Raw genomic sequence first — 14151 nt, forward strand, 5'->3', positions numbered from 1 at the left:
GACAGCGGACGGACAGACCCCCGAACAGGAGAACCATGACCGCCATCGACCTCATGGTGCTGGCCGCCGCCCTCGGCCTCTACAGCATCGAACGCCACCGCCAAGTGCGCTTCCGCCGCTGGCTCAACCACCACACCAACCGCCCACGGGCGGCCGGAGTGGTCCCACGCGCACGCGCGCGTACGGCGGACCCTGCGCTTCAAGGTCCACCCGGCCTGGTGAGCCCGTCCGCGGCCCTTCACAACCGCCCCAAAAACACCGCGCATAACTCGGCTTATGCGCGGTTTACGCCCGAAACCGAGGTGCACCCGTGACCGCCAAGCGCCCCGCCGCAGTCGTCGCACTCGCCTCCGGCGCCACCACCGAACAGGCCGCACACCAAGCCGGTGTGTCCGGACGGACCGTGCGCCGTTGGCTCGACGACCCCGCGTTCGCCGAGGAAGTCCGCGACACCCGCACAGAGATCCTGTCCACCGCCGTCGGCCAGCTCGCCGCGGGCGCCACAGAAGCCGTCTCCGCCCTCCGTGCCGCCCTGGTCGACGACGACGGCCGCAACCGGGTGCAGGCCGCCCGCGTACTGCTCGAATCCTGCCTGTCCCTGCGCGAATCGCTCGACCTCGAGCAGCGCTTGGCCTCGCTCGAAGCCGAGCAGGAACGGAGGCCACGGTGAAACGCCCCGCCAAGCTCGCCGACCGCCTGGCCGAGGCCGAGCGCAGCATCTTGCCGCACATGTGCACGTTCACCGACGCCCGCACCGGCCGACCGCTACACGTGCCCATCCTCGACGTGCTCGGCACGATCAACGGCCGGTGCTCGCCGGAGTCCAAAGCCAAGATCGCCCGCGCCGATGTGGACGCTCAGGAATCCATGCTCAGCGCGGTGGCGGTCCAGATGGCCCAGGGCTGCTACGACCACGAGTACGGCCCATGCGATCGGAACTACAACGAACCGTGGCCGCCGCAGTCTCAGCCCCAACCCGCGGCCGAGCCGGAGCCGCACCCGGCCGGGGCCGGATGGGAAACCCAACTCACCTCGGCGCCCGAACCGGACCCCGCGGCCGAGCCGGAGCCCGAACCGGAAGCGCCAGCGCTTGCCCCAGCCGACGACGTGGAGTCGTCGCAGCTCACCCAGGCCCCCAGCGGCAACTACGAGGTGTTCCGCCCGTAACAAGCCCAACCCGACCGACCAGGAGTCGTGACCGATGCGCACCCCCGGCAACCGCGAAGCCGCCAAGTACCGCGTCCGCGCCCGCGCCGCCGAAATCGAGCGGGACGCCCTACGCGCCGAACGCGACACCCTCGCGGCCCGCCTGACCCGCTTCGAAGCCCTCGAAGCCGAACGAATCGCCACCGCCCCGGTGGCCAACCGCAACCGAAAGGACCACACCCATGCCTGACCACGACCAGGCCGCCGAGCAGGCCCCCGCCGACACCACACCGGAGACCACCGAGGCCGAGCAGGACCAGGCGCCCGAGCCGGACGAGCAGCCCGAGCGCGCCAAGACCGGCAACCGGGAAGCCAAGTACCGCACCGAACGCAACGAAGCCCGCGCCGAACGCGACGCGATGGCCGCCCGCATCGACACCTACGAGCGGCGCCAGCTCGACCGCCTGGCCGCCGACAAGCTCGCCGACCCGGCCGACTGGCAGCCCGACCGCGACGCCCTGCGCGACGAGGACGGCAACCTCGACGAGGACAAGGCCGCCGCGGCCCTCGACGAACTGCTCGCCGCCAAGCCGCACTACGCCAAGCCGAAAGTCCCGACCCGCAGCAGCGGCCCGATCGCCGGTGGCAACGGCTCGCCACCACCGCCCCCGCGGATGGGGTCGATCTTCCGCGGCTGACGCCGGGTGCATGGCCACGGGCGCGCGTCTATACTCGAATGCAAGTTCGATGCGGGTCCGTGGCCTGCCCGTTCTCACCGTTTCGCCCCGTGGGCACCCGGCCGTCGGCTCGACGCCGCGCCGTTTTCCTCGCGCACCTCTGCGCAGTCGAATCTCTGCACGCCCACAGGAGGCACACAACCATGACTTGGCTGACCAACACCCGCCCCAACGACGGCGGCGCCGTCGCACCCCCGCAGCACCCCGACTACTTCTTCGAGCACCTCTACGCCCAGTCCGTCGGGCTCCGCTCCGGCTTCCGGCAGGTGCGCACCAACCGCGCCCAGATCGAAATCCCGCGGCTGCTCGCCGACGGCACCGCGAACTGGACCACCGAAGGCTCTGAGATCGCCACCAGCGACCCCACGGCCGACGTGCTGACCGCGATCCCCCAGAAGCTCGCCGCGCTGTCGTATCAGTCCAATGAGCTGGTGTCCGACTCGAACCCCAGCTCGCAGGACATGGTCGCCGAATCCCTCGCTCGCGCAATCAGCCTCAAGCTCGACCTCGGATTCTTCGAAGGCTCCGGCACCGCACCGGAGATCACCGGGCTCAAGAACCAGCCGGGTATCCAGACCCTCGACATGGGCACCGACGGCGCTGCGATCAGCAACCTCGACCCGTTCGCCGACGCCCTCGGTATGCTCTCCGGCGTCAACGCCGAGCCCGGCGCGATCGTGATGCACCCGCGCACCTGGCGCGCCATCACCAAGCTCAAGGAAACCGGCACCAGCAACAAGCCGCTGATCACCGACGGCTCCGGCTCGCCCACCGAGCGCATGTCGCGCGCGATCTACGGGGTGCCGGTGCTGCTGACCTCGCAGATTTCCACCACCGAAACGCACGGCACGAGCACCGACGCCACCAGCGTCTACGTGTACGAGCCGTCGCAGGTGGTCGCCGTGATGCGCGAGGGCGCACAGATCGATGTGGACACCTCGACCGCGTTCAGCAGTGACCGCACCGCGGTGCGCGTGACCATGCGCGCCGACATGGTGCTGCCCAACCCCGAAGCAGTCGTGCGCATCGCCGGAGTGGTCCCCGCGTAACCCAGCGCCGCTCGTTCGCCCCGCACCCGATCACACCGGGGGCGGGGCGTTCGTGCGTCTGTGGCGATCTCAGCGCCTCTACGGCTACTCGTCGCGCTGCTGATGTTCGCGCAGCTGGGCTTTCACGTTGTCGAGCCCGAACCGGTAGTGGCCGCTGGGCAGCGTCACGTCCGGGACCACCCAGCCCCGATCCACCCACCGCTGCACCGTCCGCACCGACACGGACAGTTCCGCGGCCAGTTCGCGTGTCGTCAGTAGCGCCACGTGGCCACTGTTGCCGCCCCGACACGCCCGCGCAGCACGCCTGTAGCCGCACGCCTATCTGTGTCAACAAGGATCTACTAGAGTCATCACGTGTCGCCCAATGTCCGATTTTGGGGGTAGTGATGGCGGATGGAACGTGGGTGGTCACCCTCGGCAACACCGTCTACACCACGGCCGGGCCGATGGCCGAGATCGTCAACGTGTGGACGTGCGAGGGCTGGCGTGAGCACTGCACCTCGACGGCGCCCGTCGTGAGCGAAGGCGCGTTCCCGTTCCGCAGGATCACCGCGGGCCGCTTCGCCGACATCGAAGCGTTCGGGCGGTGGTGCACCCGCCGCCACGCCGACGAGGACGCGAGCTATCGCCGCTGGCGCCTCATGCCGAGGCCGTAGCGCCCGCCGAGGGACCCTCACAATCTGAGTACCTCTGGTGGTGACCAGCGGCGAACAGAGATGGAAAACCCATCTCTGTTCGGCTCACCCTCGGGCGCGCCACCTGGCCGTGCGCCACACGAGCGCGAGCAGCCGCGCGTCCCGCGCTCTCCGCTCGTGCTCGGACCGCTCGGCCGCAGACAGCCGCCCCCGCTCCCACGGCGGCAGGTACACGCCCGCGTACGGGCAATCGATCGGCCGCGCCTCACGCCCCGCGGCGTACCCGGCGTCGCGCGCTTGGCGCACCTGCTCGGCGGTGACCATCGGTACATTCCTCCCAGTCCGCAGCGAGTCCGCAAGACGCTCGATTCCGGCCAACAACGATCAACGCTGGCCGTCGCTATATCTCCTGGTCACAGGATCACACTCCCCGTTTCCGCTGGTCTGCTCGTCGGCCGGATTCTGGGAGACCAAGAAGGGCTGAGGTCCGATCTCACCTGGGGCGCCGCCCGGCGAAATCATTTCGCCGGGCGGCGCCTTTCTTTGTCGCCCGCTTCCCTCGGCTCGAAGACCCGCCAGTGCGCACGAGTCCCGCGCGTCTCGCGCGTTCCATCATTCGGTGCGCGGATTTACCTACAGCGCATTGTTGGCAACAGCCAGATTCCGGCGGCGAACGACGACGCTCGCGCAGTACCGTCCTTCGTGGCCGATGACGACCGCACCGACGCAACCGGTTCGAGCGATCTCGGGCGACCACACAGGACCGGCGGCGACCGAGGTGCGAGCCGGGTGCATGACCGTAGGCTCGAGGCGTGACTTCGCCCGCTCATCACGTCTACCTTCTCCGGCACGGCACCACCGAGTGGTCACTGACCGGACAGCACACCAGCCGCACTGACATCCCGCTGACCGCCGAGGGCGAACTGCGCACCCGCCAGGCCGGGCAGACCCTCACCTCGTTGCGCGCAGCCGGTCCCCTGCTGACGCTGGCCAGTCCGCTGCAGCGCGCGCAGCGGACCGCGGCCCTGGCGGGGTTCGCCGATGTGGTCACCGAACCGCTGCTGACCGAATGGGACTACGGCGAGTACGAGGGACTGACCACCGATCGGATCCGGGAGACGGTGCCCGGTTGGACGGTGTGGACCCATTCCTGCCCCGGCGGTGAATCGGCCAACGAGGTGGCCACCCGCGCGGACCAGGTCATCTCCCGAGTCCGCGAAGCGGAATCCGACGTGGTGCTGGTCGGCCACGGGCACTTCAGCCGCGTCCTGATCGCTCGCTGGATCGGCCTGCCTGCCACCGCGGGCGTGAACTTCGCGCTGGACGCGGCAGGCGTCACCGTGCTCGGTTTCGAACGCGGCGAGCCCCAGATCCAGCGCTCCAACATCCCGCCCTGGCAGCACGGCTGAGCGCCCCCGCTGGGCGAGGAAGGGAACCTTCCTGCCACTGACACCGGTCGCCGGTGACAGAGCGGTTCCCTTCCTCGCCCAGCGGCCGCGGTGGGGGGCGCGCTTATGCTGGCCGGCGTGCTGACGAGTGGAGGTCGCTTGATGATTCGCCGGGCCCGTGCGGCCGATGTGCCCGCCATGGTCGAGCTGGTGCACGAACTGGCGCTCTACGAGAAGGAACCCGAGTCCTGCCACCTGACCGAACAGCAGTTGCGAACGGCGTTGTTCGGGCCGGACCCGGCGCTGTTCGGGCACGTGGCCGAGTCCGATGGTGCGGTCGTCGGGATGTCGCTGTGGTTCCTGAACTTCTCCACCTGGGAGGGCGTGCACGGGATCTACTTGGAAGACCTCTACGTGCGGCCCGAGCACCGCGGATCCGGCCTGGGAAAGGCGCTGTTGCAGACGCTGGCCAAGGAGTGCGTCGATCGGGGTTACGCGCGCCTGGAGTGGTCGGTGCTCGACTGGAACGAGCCCTCCATCGACTTCTACAAGTCCCAGGGCGCGTTTCCCATGGATGGCTGGACGGTCTACCGCCTCACCGGTGAGCCGTTGCACGCGTTCGGGGCCTGAGCGGGCCGTGCCCGAGCGGGCTCCGCACAGCTCGGTCAGTCCTCGCGGGCGTCCGGGGCCAGGGAGGCGTGGAAGGACCATTCCCGGCCTCGCCTGTTGAACAGGAAGTAGATGACCGCGATGGCCGGGACGCCGATGATCGCGGCGATCAGGGGACGTCCGGACGGGCCGAAGGCGTACCAGGCGGTGCCCAGGAAGAGCAGCTGCATGAGCAGCGCGGGCGTGCGTGCCCAGTGCTTGCCCTTGAGCAGTCCGATGCCCGCGGCCAGGACTCCTGCGGCCAGGATCGCGTAGTAGCCGGCCTCTCCCCAGGTCTCGGCGCGCTCCAGCTGTCCGACACCGCCGAGGTCGCTGGAGGCGCTGCGGACGAGCAGGGCCCCGACGAAGATCAGGCCTGCCACCGCCTGCAACGTGGTGAGCGCTCCGGCGATGCGCACGGTGCGGGGAACGGTTTCAGTTGACACGGTGGCGGCCTTTCAGAACCCGGGGTTCGTGACTCTGCGTATGCAAGCACGATGGTAATACCGCCCGAACGCCGCATAGCTCGGGCGGGGTTGGCACGAAATGATCGGCCCATGGCCACAGCGGCGATCGGGGATATCGGGGTGTCCACCGGCCTCGTCGCGTGCCCGCACAACGCCGGCGGGAAACGATCGGATGCGTTCCGGGGTTACGCATCCGGCTGCCGCCGGCGTCCAGTGGTCTCCGCTGGTGCGCCGCTCTCGCTCCTGGCGCGCGCACCCGCTGAGTCCATCGCCACCGGGCACCTGGGCCGATCATCGGCGATGCGGCGGAGGGAGGTCCGCCACCGGGACTGAGACCACCGTGACGCCGCATGCCCGGCGGCCTTACGTAGGCTGCGGTTGTGCGCGCCGTACTCGTCGTCAACCCGCAGGCGACGTCCACCACCGCGGCCGGTCGCGATGTGATCGCTCACGCGCTGGCCAGTGAGCTGAAGCTGGACGTCGTGGAAACGCAGCACTGGGGCCATGCCGGTGAAGCGGCGCGAGCGGCCGCCTCGGACGGCGCCGACCTGGTGATCGCGCACGGCGGCGACGGGACGGTCAACGAGGTCGTCAACGGCCTGCTCGAGACCGCCGAGCCCGGCTCGCCCGCGCTGCCGACCCTCGGTGTGGTGCCTGGCGGTTCGGCGAACGTGTTCGCCCGCGCTCTGGGTTATTCGAAGGACCCGGTGGAGGCGACGCATCGCTTGCTGCGAGCGGTGACCGAGCGGAGCACCCGATGGGTGAGCCTGGGAAAGGCTTGCGACCGGTGGTTCACGTTCAACGCGGGCATCGGCTGGGACGCCGAGGTGGTCGCCGAGGTCGAGCGGCAGCGTGAGCTCGGCCACGACGCGAGCCCGGCGCTGTACGCGCGCACGGCGCTGCGGTGCTACTTCCGGATGGCCAGGGATGAGCCGAAGGTCAGCGTTCAGGTCGGCGAAGAGGAACGGATCGACCGGCTGCACAGCGTGTTCGTGTCGAACACCGACCCCTGGACCTACCTAGGCTCCACCCCGGTGCGGATGAGTCCGGAGACGAGCTTCGAAACACACCTCGGAGTGTTTGCGCTCTGTAACATGCGCGCCTACCCTGTGTTGCGACACATCGCCGAGATGCTACTCGGTAGAGCGAAACCACACGGAAAGAACTCAATTCAGCGTGCGGATGTGCCCCATCTGCGCGTAACCTGTACGGAGCCGTTGTCGCTGCAGGTTGATGGCGACTGCTTGGGCGAGCGGTCGGACATCGAGTTCTCCTCGATCCCGAACGCACTCCGCGTCGCCGTATAACCTTCCAGTAACGGATGAACGTCGCTGCCGACTCATGACCCCCGTCTGAGTTCGGCGGCGCACTGAAACCCCTGGTCAAGCCTGTCGATCTTTCAGGTGAGTTCGCTCACCGAGCTGGATCGAGGTCTTGACATTGCGGCAGTTCGTGAAAGCATTCACAAGCGCACGGACTCCGTGAAAGCATTCACAAACACCCCGAACGAACTACCGGCGCGCATAGGCGTGCCTAGCGAGGAGCAAGGAACAATGGACTGGCGCCACGATGCGGTTTGCCGTGACGAGGACCCGGAGCTGTTCTTCCCCGTTGGGAACAGCGGTCCTGCTGTGCTGCAGATCGCCGAGGCGAAGGCCGTATGCCACCGTTGCCCCGTTGCCTCCGAGTGCCTGGCATGGGCACTGGAGAGCGGTCAGGACGCCGGTGTCTGGGGCGGCATGAGCGAAGACGAGCGGCGTGCCCTCAAGCGGCGCAACGCTCGCACTCGGGCGCGCACCACTGCCTGAGTAGAAGCTCGCCAGGAACGTATCGGGTCGGTCACACCCCCGGTGGCCGACCGTACGTTTCACCCAGGCCGGACAATACGGCCCTCGCAAGAAGGTTCAGCAACCCGCCCCAACTAGCCCCCAGGCCGATCAGCGTCGATGTCGGTCCCGGCACTACCACCGAGCTCTGAGGCGTGATGAGCAGGTGGGAGCACCGGAGGTCCGACCCGATCGGCCCGACGCTCCGAGTCGGACCGCGGAGCCGTCACCACACCATCGACGCATCGCGTGGCGCGAGCGACGGGAGACCGTCACCGCCGGTACTTGAGCGGGACTCGCAGCACCGCTTCGGTGCCTTTTTGCTCGCCGCGACCACGCAAGCTCAGCGACCCGCGGAGCTCCGACTCCACGAGGGTCCGCACGATCTGCAGGCCGAGACGTTCGGCGCGCTCGAGGGAAAAGCCCCTCGGTAGGCCACGACCGTCATCCGAGATGACGACGTCGAGCCAGCGCGCCGAACGCTCCGCCTGCACGATGACTTCTCCGCCCTGCCCTTCCGAGAAGGCGTGCTCGAGGGCGTTCTGCACCAGCTCGGTGAGCACCATCACCAGTGGCGTGGCCAACTCCGCCGAAACCACGCCGAAGCGCCCGTCGCGGCGCACGTTCACACCGGTCTCGGCGACGGCGACATCGCTCATCATCGGGATGACCCGGTCCACCACGTCGTCGAGGTCGACGCGCTCGTCGACCGACATCGACAACGTCTCGTGCACCAGCGCGATCGAGGTGACCCGCCGCACCGATTCGTCCAGCGCCTGCCGCGCCTCGTTGTTGCCGGTCCGCCGGGACTGCAGCCGCAGCAACGCCGCCACCGTCTGCAGGTTGTTCTTCACCCGGTGATGGATCTCGCGGATCGTGGCGTCCTTGGACATCAACGCCCGGTCCCGCCGCTTGACCTCGGTCACATCGCGCACCAGCACCAGGGCGCCGGCTTCCTGCCCGCGCGGGCGCAGCGGCAGCGCGCGGAACAGCACGGTCGCGCCCTTGGCCTCGGCCTCGATGCGCATGCTGGGCTGCCCGCCCATGGCCTTGCGCACGCGCTGTGAGACCTCGTCGGCGTCGAACGGGTCGTTGAGCAGCGAACGCGTCAGCGGCGCCAGCTGCACGCCGACCAGATCCGCGGCATGGCCCATGCGGTGATAGGCCGACAGCGCATTGGGGCTGGCGAACACGACGGTCCCGGAGCTGTCCAGCCGGATCAGCCCGTCCCCGACCCGCGGCGAGGTGTGCACGTCGGGTGCGGGTTCCGGCGTCGGGAACTCGCCATCGGCGACCATCTGGCAGAGGTCGGCGGCGCTGCCCAGGTAGGAGATCTCCAGCGGGCTCGGCACGCGCGGCACGGCGAGGTTGGTGTCGCGGCTGAGAACGGCCACGATCTCCTCGCCGAGCTTGACCGGGATGGTCTCCCGCCGCACCGGAACGCCGAGGTGCCAGCGCGGGTCCTCCTCGCGGCAGATCCGGCCTTCCATCGCCGCGCGGTGCAGCTGCGGGTGGTCGTCCTGGGTGGCCTCGGAACCGACCACGTCTTCCGGGTGCGCGGTGGGCGCGGTGGTCGGCCGGGCCTGCGCGACGCAGAGGAACAGATCCGCCGGCGCGTCCTCGGGACCGGTCGGCACCCACATCAGGAAGTCGGCGAACGACAGGTCGGAGAGCAGCTGCCACTCGGCGACCACCAGCTGCAGGTGGTCGGCGGCGGCTCCGGACAACCGGGTGTGCTCGGCGAGCAGGTCACTGAGCGTGGACAAGTGCGGCCCCTCCAGGTCGTGCGGTCGTCACTCCACGACCGCGATCAGATCGCCTTCCTGGACCACTGCACCCGGCTCGACCGCGACTGCGCTGACCTTGCCGGTGGTTTCGCTGAGCACCGGGATCTCCATCTTCATGGAGTCGAGCAGCACCAGCGAGTCGCCGTCCTCGACGTCATCTCCCTCGGACACCGACACCGCCATGACGTTGGCCACCATCTCGGCGCGGATCTCCTCGGCCATCGCTTCCTCCTCGTCGCGGCCGCAATCGGCCCCCGATTAGGAAACCACGGCGCCCACCACCCGCCGACGGCAGGTAGCGGACATGTCAGACTGGTGACTCGAAATCCCAGCGGAGACCGGGTGTGAGTTGATCACCCGCGGTCACCGGGCTGGTCGGTAAGCCGAACCTCGAGGGAGTCGCGACATGGGCAAGCGTGCGCGCAAGAAGAAGGACCGTCGCAAGAACAACGCCAACCACGGCAAGCGCCCTCAGACGTGAGCACGGCGGTCACAAACCGCTGGCGCAAGCGAATGGCCCCGGACCAGTTGGTCCGGGGCCATTCGCAGTTCTGGGGTCATTCCGCCGAGGTCTTCTTGCGAACCTCGACCGAGGTGCCGTCCGGGCCGCGCTCGACGGTGATGTCGGCCTGGCTCAGCACCGCCTCTCGGATGGAGGCGCGCAGGCGCTCCTTGAGCTCGGTGGGCGCGTGCTCACCGCTGCACTTGCGGTGCAGCAGGGCCTTGATGTGCTCTTCGATGCCGAAGTGCTCCAAGCAGGTCCCGCATCCGTCAAGGTGCTTCTGCACCGCGTCCCGGCGCGACTGGTCGCACTCGTTGTCCAAGAACAGCCACACCTCGGCAAGCACGTCCTCGCAGGAGGCTTCGTTCGGCTCGCCGCAATTCATGAAGTGCTCACCTCCGGCTTGGTCTCCCGCAGGAACCCGCGATCACGCGCGACGCCGGTGAGCATCTCACGCAGCTGCCTGCGACCACGGTGCAGCCTCGACATCACGGTGCCGATCGGCGTACCCATGATCTCGGCGATCTCCTTGTAGGCGAAGCCTTCGACGTCGGCGAGGTAGACCACCATGCGGAACTCCTCGGCGAGCTGCTGCAACGCCGCCTTCACGTCGGTGTCCGGCAGCCGGTCGAGCGCCTCCACCTCGGCCGAGCGCAGCCCTGTCGAGGTGTGGTTCTCGGCCTGCGCGAGCTGCCAGTCGGCGATCTCATCGGTGGGCTGCTGCTGCGGCTGACGCTGCCGCTTGCGGTAGCCGTTGATGTAGGTGTTGGTCAGGATCCGGTACAGCCAGGCTTTGAGATTGGTGCCCTGGGTGAACGACTTGAAGGCGGAGTAGGCCTTCAAGTAGGTCTCCTGGACTAGGTCCTCGGCATCCTGCGCGTTGCGGGTCATCCGTAGCGCGGCACCGTAGAGCTGGTCCAGCAGCGGCATCGCGTCCCGCTCGAAGCGGGCCGCGCGCTGCGCTTCGCTCTCTTCTGGAACCTCGGCCACCGGCGTGGCCGAGTCAGGGTGCTCTGGGGTGCTTGGCACCAGGCTCCTTTCCCTCCGCCGAGACGTTGCGGCGGCAGACGACGAACCCATGCGCTCCATCGCATGGTCCGTATTCGAGGATACCCGCGCTGTCCTGCTATTACCGGGTGGCGACAGCGGCTCACGCGGGGGGCGGTCCAGCACGCAGGTGCTCTTCGAATCCATCGTCACGCCCCGTACAACACGGGCCTCCGCACCGGCATTCCGGCCTCTAGAGTGACGTGCGTGGCAGGAACCAGCACCCCGGCGACCGCATTGTTGAGCAAGAAGGGCGTTGCACACCGAGTACACGCCTACGAGCACGATCCGCGCTCGGATTCCTACGGCCTCGAGGCCGCCGAAGCGCTCCAATTATCACCCGATCGGGTGTTCAAGACGTTGGTGGCGGAGATCGACGGTGCGCTGACAGTAGGCGTGGTGCCGGTCACCGGGCAGCTGCACCTCAAGGCGCTGGCCGCCGCGACGGGCGGCAAGAAGGCCAGGATGGCCGAGATCGCCGCCGCCGAACGCGCCACCGGCTACGTCGCGGGCGGCATCTCCCCGCTCGGGCAGAAGAAGCGACTGCCGGTCGTGGTGGACAGCTCGGCGCAGCTGTTCGACACGATCTACTGCAGCGCCGGACGGCGCGGGTTGGAGATCGAGCTGGCCGCCGCGGACCTGGTTCGGCTCGTGCAGGGAACCTTCGCCGATATCGCGGGTTGAGCCGATACTGCGCGAAAGGTTCCCTTCCTCGATTCCACCGATGCTGGCGGCGCTCAGCCGAAGAGCCGCAACATCCGGCCGAGCCATTCCTCGGTGGCCCGGTGCACCGCATCGACATCGGCCTTGAGGGAATGGTCCCCGGCCACGAGCACGACCTCGCGGTCCTGCGCGGGTTCGGGCTGGCCGAACGCGTCGCGCTCGCCCTGCACCACCAGGGCCGGCACCTCGACCGCATCGAGCTCACCAAGCCTGGACTTCTCCGGCTTGCCGGGCGGGTGCACGGGAAAGGCCAGGCAGAGCACGGCCGCCGCCTGACCGGCCTCGGCCGTGCGGCAGGCGACCCGCGCACCGGAGGAGCGTCCCCCGAAGATCAGCGGGAGTTCGGCGAACCACCGGTCACCGAGATCATCGGCAACCGCCTGCCACGCGGCATCGAGCTGCTTGGCCGGAGCCGGTGCCTTGCGGCCTGCGACCCGGTACGGCTGTTCGACCAGCGCCACGTGCACGCCCGAGCCGGTGGCCGCGCGCGTTGCCGCCACCAGGTCCGGCGCCGCCGTGCCACCACCGGCCCCGTGCCCCAGCAGCAAGGCCGCCCTGCCTTCTTCGGCGCAGTGCAGCTCGGCCCGTGCCGGGCCGTGCGGGGTATCGATCTCGACGCTGGTCATGACTCGAACAACGCCACTTGCTCGGCCGGCTCGGGCACCGGGTCAGCGGGTTCCAGCAGTTCCGGGCGGTTGTTGCGCATGCTGTTCACCTCCGTGGACACGGAGTGGACCATCAATTCACCGAGCGCACCGGGTGTGGGATCGAGCAGGTCGTCGATCTCGGTGCGCGTGGGGTCGAGCCAGTCGTCCCAGCGCTCCTCCTCGAGCACCAGCGGCATCCGGTGGTGGATGTCGGCGAGTTCGCCGACCGCCGAAGTGGTCACCACCGCGCAGGTCACCAGCGGCCGGTCGGTCGAGTCCGGCGCCCACCAGGCCGAGAACACCGCGGCCATGGCCATGCTCCTGCCATCGCCACGCCGGCACAGGTGCGGCTGGCGGCGCTTGTCGCCCGGCCGCCACTCGTACCAACCGGTGGCCGGCATCAGGCAGCGGCGGCGCCGCGCGGACTCGGCGTAGGCGGGCTTGGTGGTGATCGACTCGGCGCGCGCGTTGATCATCGGCGGACCGCTGCTCGCGTCCTTGGCCCAGGTCGGGACGAGTCCCCAGCGCACCGGACGCACGCTGAGCTCACTACCCCGCTGCACCACGATCGGCACGCTCTTGGTGGGCGTGACGTTGAAGTCCGCGCCGAGCACACCCCCGGTGCGATCGGTTGCCCCGAATTCCTCGGCCAGCCCCGCCGGATCACGCTGGACGGCGTAGCGACCACACATCCCCGCTCACCCGTTTCACCTCGCTGTTTCGCCGTCCAAACCTACCGCGCGCGCCTCGGTGCCCGGATCGACGCGGTCGACGAGCTCCGCACCGTTGTTGCGCACGCTGTTGACCTTGGTCGACACCGGCCGGACCTCCAGCGAGTCGACCAGTTCGGGCGGCGGACCGGTCAGCAGGCCGGAAACATCCGGCTGATCGGGATCGAGCCAATCCCGCCAGGCCCGCGCGGGCAGCACCAGCGGCATCCGGTCGTGCACCTCGGTGAGCGGGCCGATCGCGCCGGTGGTCAGCACCGAGCAGGTCACCAGCGGCTCGGCTTCCTCGTCCTGCGGGTCGCGCCAGGTCGCGTAGATCCCGGCCAGGGCCAGGCTGGAATCGTCCCCGGGAGTCATGAAGAACGGCTGCTTTCCACCGGCCTCCCGCTTCCACTCGTACCAACCGTCGGCGGGTACCAAGCAGCGGTAGCGCTTGATGGAACTGCGGAAGGCCGGCTTCCGGGTCACCGTCTCGGCCTTGGCGTTGATCATCCGACTGCCGATGGACTTCTCCTTGGCCCACGGCGGCACCAGTCCCCACCGCATCACCCGCACCGACCGCTCGGTGCGTTCCAGGTCAGCGGCGCCCTCCTCGTCGCGCGGGTGCCGTTGCACCACGGTGAGCACTCGCTTGGTCGGGGCGACGTTGAAGTCCGCGCCCGGGGCCGCACCACCGGTGGCGTCGAGCGCGGCGAACTCCGCCGCGAGCTTGCCCGGGTCCTTCGTCGAGGCGTACCTGCCGCACATTCGGGTTCGACCCCCAGCTCGGCACGAACAGTGATGTCCACCTCATCTTTGCAGGCACCACCGCACGAGGCGAG

23 protein-coding genes are annotated in these 14151 nt (G+C 68.9%); 13 read left to right on the top strand and 10 right to left on the bottom strand.

The window, feature by feature from the left end:
- Positions 1–35 precede the first annotated feature (35 nt).
- From ABD289_RS13920 to ABD289_RS13945, 6 genes are all read left to right on the top strand, one after another.
- Entirely contained in the window at positions 36–314 is a 279-nt protein-coding gene (locus ABD289_RS13920; protein WP_344131368.1) for a hypothetical protein, read from the top strand.
- Positions 311–670 carry a hypothetical protein gene (locus ABD289_RS13925; RefSeq protein ID WP_344131371.1) on the top strand — a complete coding sequence of 120 codons (360 nt, stop codon included), beginning with the start codon at positions 311–313 and terminating at the stop codon, positions 668–670. Before ABD289_RS13920 ends, ABD289_RS13925 begins: the two co-directional genes overlap by 4 nt.
- A complete protein-coding gene (locus tag ABD289_RS13930; protein ID WP_344131374.1) occupies positions 667–1167 on the top strand; it encodes a hypothetical protein in 501 nt (166 codons plus the stop codon). Before ABD289_RS13925 ends, ABD289_RS13930 begins: the two co-directional genes overlap by 4 nt.
- Before the next feature lie 34 nt (positions 1168–1201).
- Positions 1202–1396 (top strand): hypothetical protein, encoded by a 195-nt coding sequence (locus tag ABD289_RS13935; protein ID WP_344131377.1) that lies wholly within the window; start codon positions 1202–1204, stop codon positions 1394–1396.
- The gene (locus tag ABD289_RS13940) at positions 1389–1844 is read left to right on the top strand and encodes a hypothetical protein (RefSeq protein ID WP_344131380.1); all 456 of its coding nucleotides are present in this window, start codon (positions 1389–1391) and stop codon (positions 1842–1844) included. Before ABD289_RS13935 ends, ABD289_RS13940 begins: the two co-directional genes overlap by 8 nt.
- 182 nt (positions 1845–2026) lie before the next feature.
- On the top strand, positions 2027–2932 hold the full coding sequence (locus ABD289_RS13945) for a phage major capsid protein (RefSeq protein WP_344131383.1): 906 nt from the start codon (positions 2027–2029) through the stop codon (positions 2930–2932).
- Positions 2933–3016: 84 nt separating this feature from the next.
- Here ABD289_RS13945 and ABD289_RS13950 read toward each other — a convergent pair whose 3' ends face one another.
- Positions 3017–3196: a helix-turn-helix domain-containing protein gene (locus ABD289_RS13950; RefSeq protein WP_344131386.1), complete on the bottom strand. Its 180-nt coding sequence runs from the start codon at positions 3194–3196 to the stop codon at positions 3017–3019.
- A 122-nt stretch (positions 3197–3318) separates the two neighbouring features.
- On the opposite strand from ABD289_RS13950, the gene ABD289_RS13955 reads away from it, so the two are divergent.
- Positions 3319–3588, top strand: coding sequence for a hypothetical protein (locus tag ABD289_RS13955; RefSeq protein WP_344131389.1), 270 nt, complete (start codon positions 3319–3321; stop codon positions 3586–3588).
- An 84-nt stretch (positions 3589–3672) separates the two neighbouring features.
- Here ABD289_RS13955 and ABD289_RS13960 read toward each other — a convergent pair whose 3' ends face one another.
- On the bottom strand, positions 3673–3891 hold the full coding sequence (locus ABD289_RS13960; protein ID WP_344131392.1) for a hypothetical protein: 219 nt from the start codon (positions 3889–3891) through the stop codon (positions 3673–3675).
- Between the two features lie 488 nt (positions 3892–4379).
- Here ABD289_RS13960 and ABD289_RS13965 point away from each other — a divergent pair, with 488 nt between their 5' ends.
- Positions 4380–4976 (top strand): histidine phosphatase family protein, encoded by a 597-nt coding sequence (locus tag ABD289_RS13965; RefSeq protein ID WP_344131395.1) that lies wholly within the window; start codon positions 4380–4382, stop codon positions 4974–4976.
- A gap of 141 nt (positions 4977–5117) precedes the next feature.
- Entirely contained in the window at positions 5118–5585 is a 468-nt protein-coding gene (locus ABD289_RS13970; protein ID WP_344132058.1) for a GNAT family N-acetyltransferase, read from the top strand.
- A gap of 35 nt (positions 5586–5620) precedes the next feature.
- Here ABD289_RS13970 and ABD289_RS13975 read toward each other — a convergent pair whose 3' ends face one another.
- Positions 5621–6049, bottom strand: coding sequence for a hypothetical protein (locus ABD289_RS13975; RefSeq protein ID WP_344131398.1), 429 nt, complete (start codon positions 6047–6049; stop codon positions 5621–5623).
- Positions 6050–6450: 401 nt separating this feature from the next.
- On the opposite strand from ABD289_RS13975, the gene ABD289_RS13980 reads away from it, so the two are divergent.
- Complete coding sequence (locus ABD289_RS13980; RefSeq protein ID WP_344131401.1) at positions 6451–7377, top strand: diacylglycerol/lipid kinase family protein; 927 nt, start codon at positions 6451–6453, stop codon at positions 7375–7377.
- Positions 7378–7623: 246 nt separating this feature from the next.
- Positions 7624–7878: a WhiB family transcriptional regulator gene (locus tag ABD289_RS13985; protein WP_344132061.1), complete on the top strand. Its 255-nt coding sequence runs from the start codon at positions 7624–7626 to the stop codon at positions 7876–7878.
- Positions 7879–8168: 290 nt separating this feature from the next.
- Here the strand turns inward: ABD289_RS13985 and ABD289_RS13990 are convergent, their stop codons facing one another.
- A complete protein-coding gene (locus tag ABD289_RS13990; protein ID WP_344131404.1) occupies positions 8169–9662 on the bottom strand; it encodes a histidine kinase N-terminal domain-containing protein in 1494 nt (497 codons plus the stop codon).
- Positions 9663–9689: 27 nt separating this feature from the next.
- Complete coding sequence (locus ABD289_RS13995; RefSeq protein ID WP_344131407.1) at positions 9690–9905, bottom strand: biotin/lipoyl-binding carrier protein; 216 nt, start codon at positions 9903–9905, stop codon at positions 9690–9692.
- A 184-nt stretch (positions 9906–10089) separates the two neighbouring features.
- On the opposite strand from ABD289_RS13995, the gene ABD289_RS25340 reads away from it, so the two are divergent.
- Positions 10090–10164 carry a 50S ribosomal protein bL37 gene (locus ABD289_RS25340; protein ID WP_425564688.1) on the top strand — a complete coding sequence of 25 codons (75 nt, stop codon included), beginning with the start codon at positions 10090–10092 and terminating at the stop codon, positions 10162–10164.
- A gap of 76 nt (positions 10165–10240) precedes the next feature.
- Here the strand turns inward: ABD289_RS25340 and rsrA are convergent, their stop codons facing one another.
- Together rsrA and ABD289_RS14005 are read right to left on the bottom strand one after the other, a co-directional pair.
- Positions 10241–10570, bottom strand: coding sequence for a mycothiol system anti-sigma-R factor (gene rsrA / locus ABD289_RS14000; protein WP_344131410.1), 330 nt, complete (start codon positions 10568–10570; stop codon positions 10241–10243).
- Complete coding sequence (locus ABD289_RS14005; protein WP_425564676.1) at positions 10567–11214, bottom strand: sigma-70 family RNA polymerase sigma factor; 648 nt, start codon at positions 11212–11214, stop codon at positions 10567–10569. The genes rsrA and ABD289_RS14005 overlap by 4 nt, the downstream gene beginning before the upstream one ends.
- A gap of 225 nt (positions 11215–11439) precedes the next feature.
- Between ABD289_RS14005 and ybaK the strand changes: the two genes are divergently transcribed.
- Positions 11440–11916 (top strand): Cys-tRNA(Pro) deacylase, encoded by a 477-nt coding sequence (gene ybaK, locus ABD289_RS14010; protein ID WP_344131413.1) that lies wholly within the window; start codon positions 11440–11442, stop codon positions 11914–11916.
- A gap of 53 nt (positions 11917–11969) precedes the next feature.
- On the opposite strand, the gene ABD289_RS14015 is transcribed toward ybaK, so the two are convergent.
- Genes ABD289_RS14015 through ABD289_RS14025 form a run of 3 tightly spaced genes read right to left on the bottom strand, consistent with a single transcriptional unit; the run spans position 11970 to position 14077 of the window.
- Positions 11970–12581, bottom strand: a complete 612-nt coding sequence (locus tag ABD289_RS14015) for an alpha/beta hydrolase family protein (protein WP_344131416.1) — start codon at positions 12579–12581, stop codon at positions 11970–11972.
- The gene (locus ABD289_RS14020; RefSeq protein ID WP_344131419.1) at positions 12578–13294 is read right to left on the bottom strand and encodes an SOS response-associated peptidase; all 717 of its coding nucleotides are present in this window, start codon (positions 13292–13294) and stop codon (positions 12578–12580) included. Before ABD289_RS14020 ends, ABD289_RS14015 begins: the two co-directional genes overlap by 4 nt.
- 15 nt (positions 13295–13309) lie before the next feature.
- Positions 13310–14077, bottom strand: coding sequence for an SOS response-associated peptidase (locus ABD289_RS14025; protein WP_344131422.1), 768 nt, complete (start codon positions 14075–14077; stop codon positions 13310–13312).
- Between the last annotated feature and the right edge of the window lie 74 nt (positions 14078–14151).

The organism is Saccharopolyspora halophila (genome assembly GCF_039531955.1).
Lineage (GTDB): Bacteria > Actinomycetota > Actinomycetes > Mycobacteriales > Pseudonocardiaceae > Saccharopolyspora > Saccharopolyspora halophila.

Bases quoted from the DNA above. Each gene is read 5' to 3' on its own strand.
- ABD289_RS13920 (WP_344131368.1), top strand. From the start codon at position 36: ATGACCGCCATCGACCTCATGGTGCTGGCCGCCGCCCTCGGCCTCTAC.
- ABD289_RS13935 (WP_344131377.1), top strand. From the start codon at position 1,202: ATGCGCACCCCCGGCAACCGCGAAGCCGCCAAGTACCGCGTCCGCGCC.
- ABD289_RS13940 (WP_344131380.1), top strand. From the start codon at position 1,389: ATGCCTGACCACGACCAGGCCGCCGAGCAGGCCCCCGCCGACACCACA.
- ABD289_RS13945 (WP_344131383.1), top strand. From the start codon at position 2,027: ATGACTTGGCTGACCAACACCCGCCCCAACGACGGCGGCGCCGTCGCA.
- ABD289_RS13955 (WP_344131389.1), top strand. From the start codon at position 3,319: ATGGCGGATGGAACGTGGGTGGTCACCCTCGGCAACACCGTCTACACC.
- ABD289_RS13960 (WP_344131392.1), bottom strand. From the start codon at position 3,891: ATGGTCACCGCCGAGCAGGTGCGCCAAGCGCGCGACGCCGGGTACGCC.
- ABD289_RS13970 (WP_344132058.1), top strand. From the start codon at position 5,118: ATGATTCGCCGGGCCCGTGCGGCCGATGTGCCCGCCATGGTCGAGCTG.
- ABD289_RS13985 (WP_344132061.1), top strand. From the start codon at position 7,624: ATGGACTGGCGCCACGATGCGGTTTGCCGTGACGAGGACCCGGAGCTG.
- ABD289_RS13995 (WP_344131407.1), bottom strand. From the start codon at position 9,905: ATGGCCGAGGAGATCCGCGCCGAGATGGTGGCCAACGTCATGGCGGTG.
- rsrA (WP_344131410.1), bottom strand. From the start codon at position 10,570: ATGAATTGCGGCGAGCCGAACGAAGCCTCCTGCGAGGACGTGCTTGCC.
- ABD289_RS14015 (WP_344131416.1), bottom strand. From the start codon at position 12,581: ATGACCAGCGTCGAGATCGATACCCCGCACGGCCCGGCACGGGCCGAG.
- ABD289_RS14020 (WP_344131419.1), bottom strand. From the start codon at position 13,294: ATGTGTGGTCGCTACGCCGTCCAGCGTGATCCGGCGGGGCTGGCCGAG.
- ABD289_RS14025 (WP_344131422.1), bottom strand. From the start codon at position 14,077: ATGTGCGGCAGGTACGCCTCGACGAAGGACCCGGGCAAGCTCGCGGCG.